This is a genomic window from Microbulbifer sp. ABF4_143, from assembly GCF_056160225.1.
In genome coordinates this window covers 290,346-305,916 of the sequence record NZ_JBSWWT010000001.1, presented here as the reverse complement: position 1 = coordinate 305,916, position 15,571 = coordinate 290,346, and the positions used below count along the sequence as shown (strand labels likewise).

General features: G+C 65.4%; 18 protein-coding genes. 14 read left to right on the top strand and 4 right to left on the bottom strand.

Features of this window, described 5'->3' with window-relative positions:
- Nucleotides 1-99 precede the first annotated feature (99 nt).
- The 12 genes from ACXAF3_RS01445 (at nt 100) to rsd (ending at nt 9,038) form a co-directional block, all read left to right on the top strand.
- A complete protein-coding gene (locus tag ACXAF3_RS01445; RefSeq protein ID WP_475110519.1) occupies nt 100-681 on the top strand; it encodes a hypothetical protein in 582 nt (193 codons plus the stop codon).
- Nucleotides 678-974 (top strand): winged helix-turn-helix domain-containing protein, encoded by a 297-nt coding sequence (locus tag ACXAF3_RS01440; protein WP_475110518.1) that lies wholly within the window; start codon nt 678-680, stop codon nt 972-974. Before ACXAF3_RS01445 ends, ACXAF3_RS01440 begins: the two co-directional genes overlap by 4 nt.
- 170 nt (nt 975-1,144) lie before the next feature.
- Nucleotides 1,145-1,357: a 50S ribosomal protein L31 gene (gene rpmE, locus ACXAF3_RS01435; RefSeq protein WP_475110517.1), complete on the top strand. Its 213-nt coding sequence runs from the start codon at nt 1,145-1,147 to the stop codon at nt 1,355-1,357.
- A 31-nt stretch (nt 1,358-1,388) separates the two neighbouring features.
- Complete coding sequence (locus ACXAF3_RS01430; RefSeq protein WP_475110516.1) at nt 1,389-2,183, top strand: thermonuclease family protein; 795 nt, start codon at nt 1,389-1,391, stop codon at nt 2,181-2,183.
- A 332-nt stretch (nt 2,184-2,515) separates the two neighbouring features.
- Complete coding sequence (locus ACXAF3_RS01425) at nt 2,516-3,769, top strand: malic enzyme-like NAD(P)-binding protein (RefSeq protein ID WP_475110515.1); 1,254 nt, start codon at nt 2,516-2,518, stop codon at nt 3,767-3,769.
- A 117-nt stretch (nt 3,770-3,886) separates the two neighbouring features.
- Nucleotides 3,887-4,342, top strand: coding sequence for a hypothetical protein (locus ACXAF3_RS01420; RefSeq protein ID WP_475110514.1), 456 nt, complete (start codon nt 3,887-3,889; stop codon nt 4,340-4,342).
- Between the two features lie 118 nt (nt 4,343-4,460).
- Nucleotides 4,461-6,044: a glutamate--cysteine ligase gene (gene gshA, locus ACXAF3_RS01415; protein WP_475110513.1), complete on the top strand. Its 1,584-nt coding sequence runs from the start codon at nt 4,461-4,463 to the stop codon at nt 6,042-6,044.
- 45 nt (nt 6,045-6,089) lie between these two features.
- A complete protein-coding gene (locus ACXAF3_RS01410) occupies nt 6,090-6,686 on the top strand; it encodes an acyl carrier protein phosphodiesterase (protein ID WP_475110512.1) in 597 nt (198 codons plus the stop codon).
- A 16-nt stretch (nt 6,687-6,702) separates the two neighbouring features.
- On the top strand, nt 6,703-7,194 hold the full coding sequence (locus ACXAF3_RS01405) for a disulfide bond formation protein B (protein WP_475110511.1): 492 nt from the start codon (nt 6,703-6,705) through the stop codon (nt 7,192-7,194).
- Between the two features lie 57 nt (nt 7,195-7,251).
- Nucleotides 7,252-7,659 carry a CidA/LrgA family protein gene (locus tag ACXAF3_RS01400; RefSeq protein WP_475110510.1) on the top strand — a complete coding sequence of 136 codons (408 nt, stop codon included), beginning with the start codon at nt 7,252-7,254 and terminating at the stop codon, nt 7,657-7,659.
- Nucleotides 7,652-8,347: an LrgB family protein gene (locus ACXAF3_RS01395; protein ID WP_475110509.1), complete on the top strand. Its 696-nt coding sequence runs from the start codon at nt 7,652-7,654 to the stop codon at nt 8,345-8,347. Before ACXAF3_RS01400 ends, ACXAF3_RS01395 begins: the two co-directional genes overlap by 8 nt.
- Nucleotides 8,348-8,570: 223 nt before the next feature.
- Complete coding sequence (gene rsd, locus ACXAF3_RS01390) at nt 8,571-9,038, top strand: sigma D regulator (protein WP_475110508.1); 468 nt, start codon at nt 8,571-8,573, stop codon at nt 9,036-9,038.
- Between the two features lie 81 nt (nt 9,039-9,119).
- On the opposite strand, the gene ACXAF3_RS01385 is transcribed toward rsd, so the two are convergent.
- Complete coding sequence (locus tag ACXAF3_RS01385) at nt 9,120-9,917, bottom strand: FKBP-type peptidyl-prolyl cis-trans isomerase (protein ID WP_475110507.1); 798 nt, start codon at nt 9,915-9,917, stop codon at nt 9,120-9,122.
- Between the two features lie 440 nt (nt 9,918-10,357).
- Here ACXAF3_RS01385 and ACXAF3_RS01380 point away from each other — a divergent pair, with 440 nt between their 5' ends.
- Nucleotides 10,358-11,263 carry a hypothetical protein gene (locus tag ACXAF3_RS01380; RefSeq protein WP_475110506.1) on the top strand — a complete coding sequence of 302 codons (906 nt, stop codon included), beginning with the start codon at nt 10,358-10,360 and terminating at the stop codon, nt 11,261-11,263.
- A 10-nt stretch (nt 11,264-11,273) separates the two neighbouring features.
- On the opposite strand, the gene ACXAF3_RS01375 is transcribed toward ACXAF3_RS01380, so the two are convergent.
- A complete protein-coding gene (locus tag ACXAF3_RS01375; RefSeq protein WP_475110505.1) occupies nt 11,274-11,765 on the bottom strand; it encodes a TIGR02444 family protein in 492 nt (163 codons plus the stop codon).
- Between the two features lie 65 nt (nt 11,766-11,830).
- Here ACXAF3_RS01375 and ACXAF3_RS01370 point away from each other — a divergent pair, with 65 nt between their 5' ends.
- Nucleotides 11,831-13,762: an ATP-binding cassette domain-containing protein gene (locus tag ACXAF3_RS01370; protein WP_475110504.1), complete on the top strand. Its 1,932-nt coding sequence runs from the start codon at nt 11,831-11,833 to the stop codon at nt 13,760-13,762.
- 49 nt (nt 13,763-13,811) lie between these two features.
- On the opposite strand, the gene ACXAF3_RS01365 is transcribed toward ACXAF3_RS01370, so the two are convergent.
- Entirely contained in the window at nt 13,812-14,603 is a 792-nt protein-coding gene (locus ACXAF3_RS01365; RefSeq protein WP_475110503.1) for an outer membrane beta-barrel protein, read from the bottom strand.
- 190 nt (nt 14,604-14,793) lie between these two features.
- Nucleotides 14,794-15,510: a tRNA (guanosine(46)-N7)-methyltransferase TrmB gene (gene trmB, locus ACXAF3_RS01360; RefSeq protein ID WP_475110502.1), complete on the bottom strand. Its 717-nt coding sequence runs from the start codon at nt 15,508-15,510 to the stop codon at nt 14,794-14,796.
- Nucleotides 15,511-15,571 lie beyond the last annotated feature (61 nt).

The following is a 15,571-nucleotide window of genomic DNA, read 5'->3' as shown; positions in this document are numbered from 1 at the left end:
ACAGCGCGAACAAAATGTGCTTGCAAACTCTGAAATTTAGAGTACTCTGCCCACACTCTATAAATTAGAGCACTCTGAACCAACCAAGGAAACGGGAATATGACCATGACCGATGTAGAGAGACTCAGGGAGAACCTGGATTACGTCAGCGCTGCGGTGCGCGCCAACGATTCACCCGGCGGCATACCGGCCCTCTATTTTCTGTGGGCTGCGCTGATCGCCGTCGGTTTCGCGCTGCCGGATTTCGCGCCGCAGCTGGCGGCGCCCTACTGGCTGCTGGCGGGCGTCGGCGGCGGCCTGTTCAGCTGGTGGCTGGGGGCGCGCAGCGACCGCCGCCGGGGCGTCAACAACACGGCGCTCGGGCGCCGCTACGGGCTGCACTGGATCATCGCCGGTATCGCCTTTGCGCTCTGCTTCCTGCCGATGTTGGCGGGCCGCGTGCCGGCGGAGCTGGGCGCGAGCAACTTCCTGCTGGTGGCGGGCCTCAGCTACGGCCTCGCGGGCGTGCACCTGGAGCGGCCGCTGCTGTACAGCGGGCTGCTGATGCTGGCCGCCTACGGCGTGATGACGCTGCTTGCACCGCCCTACGCCTGGACCCTGACCGGGCTGGTAGTCGGCGCAGCGCTGCTGCTGGCAGGTATCTGCCGCCGCGCAGCCCTGCGTGGCGAGTCGCCGTCATGAAGGCGCTGGCGGGCCTGGATGCGCTGCTGGAGCACCGGGTGCGCCTGGGCATCTGCGTGTTGCTGGCCAAACACGAGGAGATCAGCTTCTCGCGCTTCAAGGAACAGCTGCCGGTGACCGACGGCAATCTCGGCGCCCAGTTGCGCAAACTGGAGGAGCAGGGCTACGTGGCGCTGCGGCGGGACTTCGTCGAGCGCAAGCCGGTGACCTGGTATCGGCTCACGGCGGCCGGCCGCGAGGCGCTGGAGCGGCACCTGGCGGCGCTGCGCCAGCTGATCTCCGCGGCGGAGTAGGCGGCGCGGCGGCCTCGGGCACTTTGTGCTTGAACCGCCGCGCTAATCTGATAGTATGCGCCGACTTTTTACACAGCCCGGAATACCGGCTACCCAGCTGGCAATTCCTGCACCAACGACGACTCCGTGCTCGGCAACAGACCGGGTGGCGGATTCGAAAAGAGGCCATCATGAAAGCAGATATCCATCCGAATTACGTAGACATTACCGCCACCTGCTCCTGCGGCAATGTGATCAAGACCCGCTCCACCCTGGGCAAGGACCTGCAGATCGACGTCTGCTCCCAGTGCCACCCCTTCTACACCGGCAAGCAGAAGCAGGCGACCACCGGTGGCCGCGTAGACCGCTTCAAGAAGCGCTTCGGCAGCCGTATCGGCAAGTAAGTCCGCCCCGCGCTTCGCGGAGCGCAGCGCCATGACTTCGAAAAAAGCACCCTGGCTTGTCCTCGGTGCTTTTTTTATTTTCTGGCTGCCGGCACTGGTTCTGGCAGCGGCCGCCGACTGCACACCCGGCGGCGCGGGCGAACTGGCGGCGCTGGCGCGGGTTCAGGACGGCGACACCCTGGTGCTGCGCGACGGCCGCCACCTGCGCCTGATCGGCGTCAACGCGCCGGAACTGGCCGGGCGCGGGCGCCCGGCGCAGCCGCTGGCGCGCGAGGCGAAAGCGTTCACCGAGCGCTTTCTGGCCGGCGGCGACCTGCGGATCGCCTACGACCGCGAGCGCCGCGACCGCTACGGGCGCCTGCTCGCCCACGTCTACAACCACCGCGGCGACAGCCTCGAGGCGGCGCTGCTGTCCGCCGGACTCGCGTTCCATATCGCCATAGCCCCGAACCTGACCCTGGCGGACTGCCTGGCCGAGCGGGAGCGGCAGGCGCGGCGCCGCGGCCTCGGCGTCTGGGCCCCGGGCGTATGGCCGGTCGTGAACGCCGCGGATCTGCGCCCCGGCGACGGCGGCTTCGTGCTGCTGCGCGGCACCGTGCGCGAGGTGGCGCGCAAGCGCCACCTGTGGCTGGAGCTGGACGGCCCCGTGGCCCTGCGCCTCGACCCCGAAGGAGGCTTGGAGCGGCGCGACTGGCGCGGTGCGCAAGTGCTGGTGAAGGGCTGGCTCGTGGACAGGGGAGCGGAATACGCCTCCCGCGCTCCGCACAACAAGCGCTGGTTTATCGCGGTGGATTCACACCACACCCTGGAAATCATCGACCACTGACCGCCTCCGGGAGGAACGACTCCCGGGCCCGAGCCCGCACCCATTCGGCGATTCTGGCCAGCCGGCCCGGCGCGATTGGCAAGGGCGCAGATAGGGGTGAAAGGCCGGTCGGCGGGCAGGAAGGCGAAACAAGCATCCCAACTCACCCAAAATAAACGCCTTTTTATTGCAGGCGATTCAAAATTATCCGTCAAAATTAGTAGGAATTAGCGGTCCCGCTCGATTTTTGCGCTTGTGGCGACGAGTCGCTGTCGGTTATGCTCTCCGACCCGCAGTAATCAGGGCGGAATCCGCAGAGACTCCCCCGCAGTATTCGAGAGAATTACCCCAAGATGACGGAATCATTGCGCCAGGCCGCGCTCGACTATCACGCGCTGCCGACCCCCGGCAAGCTATCGGTAGAAGTGACCACCCCCGCCCAGACCCAGGAGGACCTGTCCCTGGCCTACAGCCCGGGCGTCGCCGAGCCGGTGCGCGAGATCGCCAAGGATCCCGAGGCCGCCTACCTGTACACCGGCAAGGGCAATCTGGTGGCGGTGATCTCCAACGGCAGCGCCATCCTCGGCCTCGGCAACCTGGGCCCGCTGGCGTCCAAGCCGGTGATGGAGGGCAAGTCGCTGCTGTTCAAGCGCTTCGCCGATATCAACTCGGTGGATATCGAGGTGGACGCGAACAGCCCCGAGCAGTTTATCCAGACGGTGGCGGCCATCGCCAACACCTTCGGCGGCATCAACCTCGAGGACATCAAGGCGCCGGAGTGCTTCCATATCGAGGAGGCACTGATCGAGCGCTGCCCGGTGCCGGTCTTCCACGACGACCAGCACGGCACCGCGATTGTGACCGTGGCCGGCATGCTCAACGCGCTGGAAATCCAGGGCAAGAGGATCGACGAGGTGCGCATGGTGTGCCTCGGCGCCGGCGCCGCCGCCACCGCCTGCTGCAAGCTGATGCTGGCCGCCGGCGCGCGCAAGGAGCAGATCACCATGCTCGACAGCCGCGGCGTGATCCACTCCGGGCGCACCGATATCAACGCCTACAAGGGCGAGTGGGCGCGGGATACCGAAATGCGCACGCTGGACGACGCCATCGAGGGCGCCGATGTGTTCCTCGGCGTGTCCGGCCCGGACCTGCTGTCCGCCGAGCAGCTGAAGCGCATGGCCGACAAGCCGGTGGTCTTCGCCTGTTCCAATCCCAATCCGGAAATCGCCCCGGAGCTGGCCCACAGCGTGCGCGACGACCTGATCATGGCCACCGGCCGCTCGGATTACCCGAACCAGGTCAACAATGTGCTCTGCTTCCCGTTCATCTTCCGCGGCGCCCTGGACGTGCGCGCGACCCGCATCAACGAGGAGATGAAGCTGGCGGCGATAGAGGCCATCCGCAAGATCGCCCACCAGCCGGTGCCGGACTCGGTGCGCGCGGCTTACGGCGGCGTCGAGCTGCGCTTCGGCGCCGACTATATCCTGCCCAAGCCCACGGACCCGCGCCTGCTGCCGGAGGTGGCCGCGGCCGTGGCGAAGGCCGCGGTGGACAGCGGCGCCGCGCGGCTGCCCTATCCGGCGCACTACCCGCTGGCGCCCCTCTGATCGAACGGCTGGTGGGTCGCCCCGGCTCGCCCTGCACTCGTCACCGCGACGGCTTGAGCACCGCTCGAGCCGTCGCTACACTGCCCCTCTGTTACAGTGTTAAAAGTTCCCTACCGAATGAGCCACGTCTACGTGCTGACCAACCAGCACCAGCAGTTTCTGAGCAAAAGCAACGAGTGGATCGACGGCCGCGAGGCGAATCGCCTGTTCCGCAGCGAGCACAAGGATGTCGCCATCAACCAGATGTTCGAGGCCAACACCCGCGATGTAAGCCTGCGCATCGAGCTGCTCCGCTGTGAGCTGAACAGCAAGGGGCAGCCGCAGATACCCAGGGAAGCCCTGGCCGAAGCGGCACCGGGTGAAATGGCGCTCACCGCGCAGGCCGGGGAGCCGGAAATCGAGCCCGGCGCGCCGGAGGAGATGCCGCCCGCGAGCAATCCCGAAGTGCCCCCCGAGCAGGCGCCGGAGACGGAGCCGCAACAGGTACCGGAGGTCACGCCAGAACAGACCCCGGAAATCGAGCCCGAGCAGCCCGACGAGGGCGGCGCCGGATCCGCTGCCACCGCCGGCTGAACCGATCCCGAGCGCAGCTTGAGAAAAGCGCCGCCGGCCCCATATCCTCCGCAATCGCGGCCGCTATCCAAAGGTTCCGGCAGTTGTACGGTGCCTACAGCTCAGTAAGGAGTCCCGAGTGCCCATTTCCCACCTGGCCGCACTGGCCCAGCCGCAAACACTGCAATTGCTGAAGGGCATTCGCCGCGGCATCGAGAAGGAGAGCCTGCGTGTAGCGCCGGACGGCACCCTGGCGCAGACGCCCCACGGCGAGACGCTCGGCTCGGCGCTGACCCACGACAGTATCACCACGGATTTTTCCGAGGCGCTGCTGGAATTCATCACGCCGCCGGTGGCGACACCGGAGGAGGCGCTGCAGATCCTCGATCGCATCCACCGCTATACCTACAGCCAGATCGGCGAGGAGCGCCTGTGGGTCAACAGCATGCCCTGCCGTATCGGCGCGGACGAGGACATCCCGGTGGCCCGCTACGGCCGCTCCCACAGCGGCACCATGAAGACCATCTACCGCCTCGGCCTCGGGCTGCGCTACGGCCGCGCGATGCAGACCATCGCCGGCATTCACTACAATTTCTCGCTGTCCGACGCGCTCTGGCAGTGGCTGCACGAACACGAGGGCAGCGACGAGGACCTGGGCGCATTCAAGACACGCCGCTACTTCGACCTGATCCGCAACTTCCGCCGCAACTACTGGCTGTTGATCTATCTGTTCGGCGCCGCGCCGGCGGTGTGCGCCTCTTTCGTCGAGGGGCGCCAGCACAACCTGGAGCCCTTCGAGGGCGACGAGCACAGCCTGCACGCCCCCTTCGCGACCTCGCTGCGCATGGGCGACCTGGGCTACAACAGCGACGCGCAGCAGTCGCTGATCGTCTGCTACAACGACCTGCCCAGCTACCTCTCCACCCTGTGCGCGGCCATCAGCCGCCCCTACGGCCCCTATCACGAGCTGGGCGTGAAGGACGCCGCGGGCCACTACCAGCAGCTGTCCACCGGCCTGCTGCAGATCGAGAACGAATTCTACTCGCCGATCCGGCCCAAAAACCCGGCCAGGATGGGCGAGACGGCGCTGTCTGCGCTGGACAACCGCGGGGTCGAATATATCGAGGTGCGCTGCCTCGACCTGAACCCCTTCGCGCCGCTGGGCATAGACGCGCAGCAGATGCGCTTCCTCGACAGCTTCCTGCTGCACTGCCTGCTGCACGACAGCCCCAAGACCGACGACGCCGACTACCGCGCCACTCAGGAGAACCAGAACCGCATCGTCTACCGCGGCCGCGACCCCCAGCTGCAGCTGATCCACAACGGCGGCGAGATGAAGCTGACCGACTGGGCCGAGCGCCTGCTGGTCGAGATGGAGCCGATCGCGGCGCTGCTCGACAGCGCCTGGGGCGGCGATGACTACCGCCGCGCGGTCGGCGCACAGCGCGGTAAATTGAAGGGCGAGATACCGACGCCCGCGGCGCATCTACTCGCGGAGATGAAAGCGCACGGACAGAGCTTCTTCCAGTGGGCCTCGGACAAAGCCGAACAGCACCGCCAGTATTTCCTCGAGCGGCCTCTGGACGCGGCCACCCAGCGCGAGTTCGCACGCCAGGCGGAAGTGTCGCTGCAGAAGCAGAAACAGGTCGAGGACGCCGACAGGGGAACTTTCGAGGATTTTCTCGGCCACTACTATGCGCAGTACATCTTCTGCCAGAGGTAGCCGGCAGAAGCCCGCGGCGAGCGCACGCGCAGATCAGAGACACCGATGAACTATCTGGCCCACCTGCTGCTATCCGGGCCCGACCCGGACTGGCGTCTGGGCGGGCTGCTGGGCGACTTCGTCAAGGGGCCGCTCAGGGGCGAAAGGCCGGCGGCGATAGAGGCCGGCATCCGCCTGCACCGGCGCATCGATGCCAGCACCGACGACCACCCCGCCTACCGGGATTCCGTGACCAGGCTGGACCCGCGCTGGCGGCGCTACGCGGGCGTTATTCTGGATATCTGGTTCGACCACCTGCTCAGCCGCGACTGGTCGCGCTGGTGCGCGCAGCCACTGGACGCCTTCTGTGACCAATGCTGGCGGGACTTTCACGCCCGCAGCCGGTATATTCCGCCGCGCGCCCAGGCGTTTATCGACCGCGCGCGGCAATTTGGACTGCTGCAGAGCTACGGCGACGCGCAGGTGATCGCGCGCACCCTCGAGCGCGTCGGCCAGCGGCTGCGCCGGCCGGTCGCACTGCACGAGGCACTGCCGGAACTGACCGCCGCCCGGGATGCGCTGCAGCGCAATTTTGACACGCTGTTTGCCGACCTGGATCGCGAAGCCGCCCGGTTTCGACAGCACGAATTAGCGAATAAATAGCCGGACCCGAACAATCATGAGTCTACCCAACCCGCGTATTACGTTTTTGCTGGTTTTCCTCGGCGTCACCTTTCTGCTCGGCGCCGCCTTTTATCTGGAATATGTCCGCGGCCTGGAACCCTGCCCGCTGTGCATCACCCAGCGGGTGATGCTGCTGGGCGTGGGCCTGGTGTCCCTGATCGCCTTCCTGCACAACCCGGCCACCATCGGCCGGCGCTTCTACGGCCTGCTGATCTCCCTGTGGGCCATCGGCGGCCTGTATTTCTCCGGCCGCCAGCTGTGGCTGCAGAGCCTGCCGGAAGACCAGGTGCCCGCCTGCGGTCCCGGTATCACCTATATGCTGGAGACCTTTCCGATGGCCGAGGTGATCAAGACGCTGCTCACCGGCGACGGCAACTGCGCCGAGGTGCAGTGGACCATGATGGGGCTCAGCATTCCCGGCTGGGCCGCGATCGGTTTCGGCGGGCTGATACTGTTCGGCGGCTGGCAGGCATTCCGCAAACACTGAAAGTCTTTCAGACTCCTATCGGTTAGCCTGCGTCGCGCACGCTTATAGTCATTCGGAATGGATTCTCTTCGCAACGCTCTTCGGGCCCCTCTCCGGAACACCGCGCACTGGCTCGGCGGCGCGGCGGTACTGCTCGGTTGCAATTGGCTGGGCGGCAAAATCGGCGCGGCCCTCTCCCTGCCGCTGCCGGGCTCGGTGCTCGGTATGCTGCTGTTGCTGTGTGGACTGATCGCCTACGGCGGCGTGCCCCGCGGGCTGGCGCAAGTCAGCGGGCAGCTGTTGCGCCTGCTGGTGCTGCTGTTCCTGCCTGCGGCGGTGGGCGTCTTCTACCTGCGCGACCTCTCCGCGGCCGACTGGCTCGGCCTGCTCGCCGCGACCGTGTTCGGCACCCTGCTGAGCCTGATTCTGTGCGCGCTGTTGCTGACGCGGCTGCTCAAGCGCCGCGGGGAGGGCGGCGATGAGTGAACTGCTGCTGAGCCCGCTGTTTATCCTGCCCCTGAACCTGTGCGCCTTCCTGTTCGGCGTCGCCCTCTATCGCCGCAGCGGCACCGCGCTGCTGCACCCGATCGTCGGCGCCACACTGCTGGTGGCCGCACTGCTCTGGAGCCTGGATATTTCCTACGAGGACTACCGCAGTGCCAGCGGACTGCTGTACGCACTGCTGGGGCCGTCGGTGGTCGCACTGGCGGTACCGCTGCGGCAGAACCTCGCTCTCATCCGCCGCGCCGGCTGGCCGCTGGCGGTAACCCTGGCCGTGGGCGCGCTGCTGGCGCCGGTGGTGGCGGTGGTGATCGCGCTGCTGTTCGGCGCCGCAGAGCCGGTGTTGCTGGCGCTCACCGGCAAGTCCATCACCACGCCGATCGCGCTGGCACTGGCGGACAAGATCCACGCGGCTCAGAGCCTCACCGCGGGCATAGTGGTGTTTACCGGCGTGGTCGGCGCCGTAGCCGGACCGCCGCTGCTGCAGAAACTGAATATCAGCGACCACCGCGTACTCGGTTTTGCGCTGGGCATCAACGCCCACGCGGTGGGCACCGCCCGCGCGCTGGAAATCAGCGCCCTGTGCGGCGCCTTCGCCGCGCTGGCCATGGGGCTGTGCGGCGCGCTGACGGCACTCTTGCTACCGCTGCTGCTGGCGCCCGTTGCGCCTTGAGCCTTGCCGCAGGCGGGGTAATCTCCTATCTTGCATAGCAGGTTGCTGAAAAAACCATTCTTGGTTTTTTCAGCCCGGGTTTGCGGCGCATGTCCGCAAACCCTCCACGACAAATCAAGCACTTAAGTGCTTGATTTGCGACCCGGCCATCCATGGCCGGGCTATCCGAAGAACAACGAATGTTCTGGCGAGAGCGGTAACAGAAACAAAAGGAAGCTTGGAGATGCTGGAAAATTGCAAGTCGGCGCGCGAGCGTTGGGGCGGCGTGAGTGAAATCATCGACCGCTGGTTGCAGTCGCGACAATCACTGCTGGTGCGCTTCTGCAGTCTATCGGAGAAAAAGGAGATCGCCGACGGCGACGCCGAAACGGAAGAAAATGTGCGCCAGCTGTGCCAGCTTCTAGTGGACTATGTCTCCGCCGGCCACTTCGAAGTCTACGACCAGCTGATCCGCGAGGGTCAGGCCTTTGACGACAAGCAGGGGCTGGAACAGGCCCGCGAACTCTACAGGGACATCGACAAGACCACCGATATCGCAGTGGACTTCAACGACAAGTACCAGGAGACCGACGATCTATCCAGCCTGGTGCAGGACCTGTCCCTGCTGGGGGAGGCGCTGGAGACCCGTTTCAGCTCCGAGGACAAGATGATCGCCGTGCTCCACACGGCACACAAAAACCAGCTGGCCTAGGCAACCTTTCTCTATAGGGCCAAAACGAAAAAGGGCGACCTTCGAGGTCGCCCCTTTTGTTTGCAGCCGTGAGCGGAATACTTATTCCCGCTCGGCCTCTTCCTTCTTCTCTTCTTTCTTTTCCTCTTTCTTCTCGTCCTCGGCTGCGCCCACATTCGCCTTGTGCAGCTCCACCTCGAAGATCAGGGTCGCGTTGGGGCCGATCAGGCCGCCGGCACCGCCCGGGCCGTAGGCCAGGTCGGACGGGATATACAGCTCCCATTTGGCGCCCTCCTTCATCATCTGCAGCGCCTCGGTCCAGCCCTTGATCACACCGTTGACCGGGAACTGTACCGGCTCGCCGCGGGCGTAGGAGCTGTCGAATTCGGTACCGTCGATCAGGGTGCCCCTGTAGTCCACCTCGACGGTGCTGTCGGCGCTCGGGGTATCCCCGCTGCCCTCGGTAATGACCTTGTACTGCAGGCCGGAATCCGTGGTCATCACGCCTTCTTTCTTGGCGTTTTCCTCCAGGAATGCCTTGCCCTCTTGCAGGTTCTTCTCCGCGGTCGCCTTAAATTCCTCCTCCTGCTTGGCCAGCATCTCCTGCTGCTTGGCCTGCATCTTTTCCTGGAACACGGCGATGACCTGCTGCTTGTCTTCATCCGAGAGGCGCGACTCGCGGCCGTTGGCCACATCGTCGAGCGCCATCAGCACCACCTGGGGATCCAGTTTCACGTCCTGGGTCTCCAGGCGCTTGGCCATATCTTCGGCGATGATGTAGCTGACCTTCTTCTCCTGGGAATCCAGCGCGACCTCGGAGGCCTGCTTGGATTCCTGCTTGTTGCAGCCAGCCAGCGCGAGGCCAAGGGCAACCGCTGCAGCCAAAGGATATTTATTCATGGGAGTTGTCTCTTTATCCGTATTGCATTTGTTGAATCGCGCCTGACCAGAGGCCTGCGCCTCGAGAGGCTTCTCTTCCAGGGCCTGCGGCTATCCTGCCCGGCCGCCGCATTCGCCAGTGCCCAGCAAGTCTACCCCATGGCGACTGACACTGCATACCGACGCGCCCGCACTGTGCAAGACATCACCTTTACACCTTAAGTTCGACAAAACAGGCGGGCTGCGCTTTTTTTCGCCGGTGGCGGCATACATTTTTCAGGAAAACAGCGCTATTATCGGCCCTCCACCGGTTGTTGTTCCGGAGTCTTCAGGGGTGGTCTGCCGCTTCCGGAGCAACCGATCAGTGCATGAATCTGTTTCAGCGGCGTCGACCGCACTAACGCCGGGTATATGCACTGCCCGGGTGCGCCTATCGATAATAAACCTCAGGATATTGACTCATGGCTGCCAAACGAAAAGCTGTCAATCCGGTCGCAGAACTGGAAGCACAAATCGCCAAGCTTACCGCTAAACTGGACAAGGCTCGGGCCAAGCAGGTCGCCGACGCCGGCAAGGCTGTTCAAAAAGCCGGAAAGGCCCTGACCGCCGCCAAGGATAAACTCGCCAAAGCCAAGACCAAGCTCGCCCAGGCCCGCGCCGCGGCCAAGAAGAGCAAAACCGCGGCGGCACAGAAACGCGTGGATACCGCCAAGGCGAATGTGGACAAGCTGAGCGAAGCGGTTCAGCAGGCCAAGGATGCCGTGGCCGAAGCCAAGCAGGCGGAGGCGACGGCCAAGATGGAACTGAAGCTCGCGGAATCCATCGGCAAGGCAGCCGCCAAGGCGGAGAAGGCCGCGGCGGGCGGCAAGGCCAAGAAGAAAGCGAAGGTGAAAACCTCAGCCGCGAAAAAGACCGCGGCCAAGGCACCGACGCGGAAGGCGGCTGCAAAGCCGGCGGCGAAACCGGCAGTGAAAAAAGCCCCGAGCAAGAAGGCCGCAGGCAAAAAAGCGGCTGCAGAGAAAGCCCCGGCAAAGAAAGCCCCGGTGAAGAAGGCCGGCACTGCCAAAACCGCGACCAAGGCAACCAAGCCGGCAGTGAAAAAAGCCGCTGCGGCGAAACCCGCACCCGAGAAAGAGGCCAAGGCGCCCGCAGCGAAACCCGCCGCGCCGGTAGCGCAGGCCGCGGAGAAAAAGCCGGAAGCGGCCCCCGCCAGCGGCGCACCGATCATGGGCAAGACGCCCGAGTCGCGCCCCTTCGGCACCCCGACCCAGGCTGAAACCAAGCCGGCCGAAGCGCCCAAGCCGAGCATCACCCCGGTCACGCCGGCAAACAGCCTGTTTCCGATGGAGAATCCCGGCGACGAGTAATCTCCGGGCCCTAGGGCCTGTTGACTCCAGCTTTGTAACTCTCGATCAGGCCCGCCCAGCGGGCCTGATCTTTTTGCAGCAGCCCGTATTGCTGCCCCGCCAGCTCCAGCGCCGAGCGGTCTTCCGGCCAGCCCTCGCTGTGCAGCTTCCACAGCGCCGCCAGCTGGCGCTGCTCCAGTTTCTGCTCATAGCGCTTGCAGAATTCGTACACCCGACGGGTGCGCGGGCGCATGCGCCCGAGCCAGCGGCGCAGGCGGCGCAGGCTCGAGATCATGCGCCGCCGGGGCGCCAGGCCGCGGTCGGCCACGCGCCAGCTCTCCTCGCTCAGTTGGCGGCCACAGGCGCTGACGTAGCTGGCCCACAACAGCAGGCACACATCCGCCCCCTTCCGGTCCTGGCAGTCGAGCAGGAAGGCCGCCACATCGCCGCGGCCGTAGAAATCCAGGCTGAACCGCCACAGGGGATTGTCGAGGGGAGAAGATGGAGGTGCGCTTTTCGACACGATAGAATTCCGGCGTTTTTATATCGGATAGCCTAGCACCAGCTGGGTCCAAGAGGTTATTTCCGTTGATCAATTTGCAAGGCGTCTCCCTGCAGCGGGGCGGGCGCGAACTGCTGCAGCATGCGGACTGTCGCATCTTCCCCGGCCACAAGGTGGGCGTCATCGGCGCCAACGGCTGCGGCAAATCGACCCTGTTCAAACTGCTGCTCGGACAGCTGGAGAGCGACAGCGGCCGGGTGCAAGTGCCCGCGGGCTGGCGCATCGCGCATATGGCGCAGGAGGTGGCGGCCAGCGAACAGAGCGCACTGGACTATGTGCTGGACGGCGACGCCGAGCTGCGCCAGCTGCAGCAGCAATTGGAGCGCGCCGAGGCGGGCGGTGAGACGGACGGCCACAGGCTGGCGGAACTGCACGAGCGCATGGCCGCGATCGACGGCTATTCGGGCCCGGCGCGCGCGGCACAACTGCTCGACGGCCTCGGCTTCTCCCACGCGGAGCAGAGCCGCCCGGTCAGGAGTTTTTCCGGCGGCTGGCGCATCCGCCTGAACCTGGCCCGCGCGCTGATGTGCCCGGCGGACCTGATGCTGCTCGACGAGCCCACCAACCACCTGGACCTGGATGCGACCCTGTGGCTGGAGCAGTGGCTGCAGCGCTTCCCCGGCACCCTGCTGATCATCTCCCACGACCGGGATTTTCTCGACGCGGTGGTGGAGGGCATCGTCAGCTTCGAGCAACAGAAGCTGGTCCTGTACAGCGGCAACTACAGCGCCTTCGAGCGCGCCCGCGCCGAGCGGCTGGCGCAGCAGCAGGCCCAGTACGAGAAGCAGCAGGCGGAGCGCGCGCATATGGAGGATTTCGTGCGCCGCTTCCGCGCCAAGGCCAGCAAGGCCAAGCAGGCGCAGAGCCGCCTGAAGGCGCTGGACCGCATGGCGACCATCGCCCCCGCCCATGTCGACTCCCCGTTTCGCTTTACACTGCCGGCCGCGGACAAGACCTCAGACCCGCTCATCGACCTGCGCGATGCGGATATCGGCTATATCGACGAGGCCGGCAACAGCCGCGCGGTCGTCGAGCGGGTGCAGCTGGGTATCCAGCCCGGGCGGCGCATCGGCCTGCTGGGGCCCAACGGCGCCGGCAAGTCGTCGCTGATCAAGACCCTGGCCGGCGAGCTGGCGCCGCTGCGCGGCGAGCGCCAGTGCGGCGAACACCTGGCGATCGGTTACTTCGCCCAGCACCAGCTGGAGGCGCTGGACGGCAACGCCTCGCCGCTGCTGCACCTGCAGCGGCTGACTCCCGAGGCGAGCGAACAGTCGCTGCGGGATTTTCTCGGCGGCTACGGCTTTATCGGCGACCGGGTGTTCGAGCGGGTGGCGGGCTTCTCCGGCGGCGAGAAGGCGCGCCTGGCGCTGGCGATCCTGGCCTGGCAGAAGCCCAACCTGCTGCTGCTCGACGAACCCACCAACCACCTGGATCTGGAGATGCGCCACGCGCTGACCCTGGCGCTGGCGGAGTTCCCCGGCAGCCTGGTGCTGGTCTCCCACGACCGCCACCTGCTCGCCAACACCGCGGACGAATTCATCCTGGTGGCCGACGGCCGCGCCGAGCCCTACGCCGGCGATCTGGAGGACTACAAGCAGTGGCTGCTGGGTTTCAACCGGGAGCGCAGGCGGGACGAAAAAGCCGCGCAGCCCGCCTCCGCAACCGCCGGGCCCGCCGAGGACAAAAAGTCCCAGCGCCGCGCCGCCGCGGCCCTGCGCGAGCAGCTGAAACCGCTGAACAACAAACTCAAGAGCGTCGAACAGCAGATGGCGCGCGCGGAAAAGAAACTGGCCGAGTTGGAGGAAAGGCTCGCCGACGAAAGCCTCTACCAGGGCGGCCAGCAGGAGGAGATAGCGCGCCTGAACCGCGAGCAGTCACAGCAGCGCGAAACGCTCGAGGCACTGGAGATGCAGTGGCTGGAGATTTCCGAACAGCTGGAGGCGGCCCGGGGAAACTGACGGCCGGATTGCGCACAGGCGACCAGGCAAGCGAACACGGGCTTCTCCCCTATAGCGGGCAGCCGTCCTCGTTCACAGCGGTGCCAAAGGGGGTGTGCCGGCAGCGGTCGAGATAGTCGGGCACACCGTCGCGATCCGAGTCGATCGGGCAGCCGTCGGCGCCCACACCGATACCCGGGGGCGTCTGTGGGCACTGGTCCGCCCCGTCCTGAATACCGTCCGCATCCAGATCCAGCCACACATCCGGGTACTCGATCCACTGGTAGCCGATAGCCACGCTGACGAAGCCGTCCAGGCCACCTTCCTCCACCCCCTGAAACGCGCGCGCATCGGCGCGCGCCTGCCAGCGCGGACCGAGGCGGTATTTGACCCCGAGACCGAGGTTGACCATCGTCTGGCGGTCGTGCCAGTTGAACAGGTCGTCGGGGGAATCGTCGAACTCGGTCCGTATTTCACCGGCGCCGAAGGCCACATAGGGCTGCCAGCAATAGTTGCCGCAGAAGCGGCCGCCGAACTGATACAGCAGATCCAGGTGGTAGTTGTAGACATCGACCTTGTCGTCGATGTCCTTGAGACTCACGCTGAAGTAGTCGAGCGCGCCCTCCATGCCCCAGCGGTCGGTGATCATAAAACCGAAACCGCCGCCCCCGCCGGTGCTGTCCCGCAGCTCCAGCCCCTGGAACGGGGTGCCGTCCAGGCGGTCGCGGTCGAACCAGTACTGGCCGCCGTTCAGATACAGGGTCAGGGTTCCCTCCTCATCCGCGGAAGCCTCTGCGCCGCACAGGCCGAGTGACAGCAATATGATGGAAATAAGCGCTGGGGAAGGGCGGCGGTTTGTCATTGTCTGCTCCGGAAGGTCCTTTTCTCAACCCGGCAATCCAACGGGTGATCCTTCACCGGGGTGATTGTCGCCTGAAATGGCGGCGCCACTGCGCGTCCAGGGCCGGCGCCGGTCGATGGCCGGCGCTGTATTGGATTGAAGATAGCAGACAATGGCGCGGCACAAGCGGGGGTGAACGCGCCGCGGAGGCCTACACGCGGCGGTAGAGCAGGTCCCAGACGCCGTGGCCGAGACGCTGGCCGCGGCGCTCGAATTTCGTCTCCGGGCGAAAATCCGGGCGCGGCGCATACTGCTTTTCACCCGCAGTGTTTTGCAGCTGCGCCTCCGCCTCCAGTACCTCCAGCATGTGCTCGGCGTAGTTTTCCCAGTCGGTGGCCATATGCAGCAGAGCGCCGGGTTTCAGCTTCGAGCAGACCAGGCGCACGAACTCCGGCTGCACTATGCGGCGCTTGTGGTGTTTCTTCTTGTGCCAGGGATCCGGGAAGTAGAGCTGGAAGCGGTCCAGCGAGGCGTCGGCGATACAGTCGTTCAACACATCCACCGCATCGGCCATATAGACGCGCAGATTTTCCACACCCAGTTTGCCGGCATTGTTGATCAGCCGGCCGACACCGGGCGGGTGCACTTCGATGCCGATAAAGTCCTTGTCCGGCTCCGCCTCGGCCATGGCCAGCAACGAGTCGCCCATACCAAAGCCTATCTCCAGCACCAGCGGCGCGGCGCGGCCGAATACGGCCTGAGGGTCCAGCGGCCCGTCGAACAGCGACAGGCCGTAGCGGCCCCAGTAGTTGTCAAAGGCGCGGCGCTGCCCCTCGGTCATACGCCCGGCTCGGATCACATAGCTGCGGATGGACTTTTTCTTGTACTCGGTGCGGTAGGGAAAGTCTTCCTGGGACTCTTCTTGCATTATTCGCGACCTCTGCTGCGAATTTTATTGCAGGAGCGGCCGTCGGCCGTTCCTACAAGGG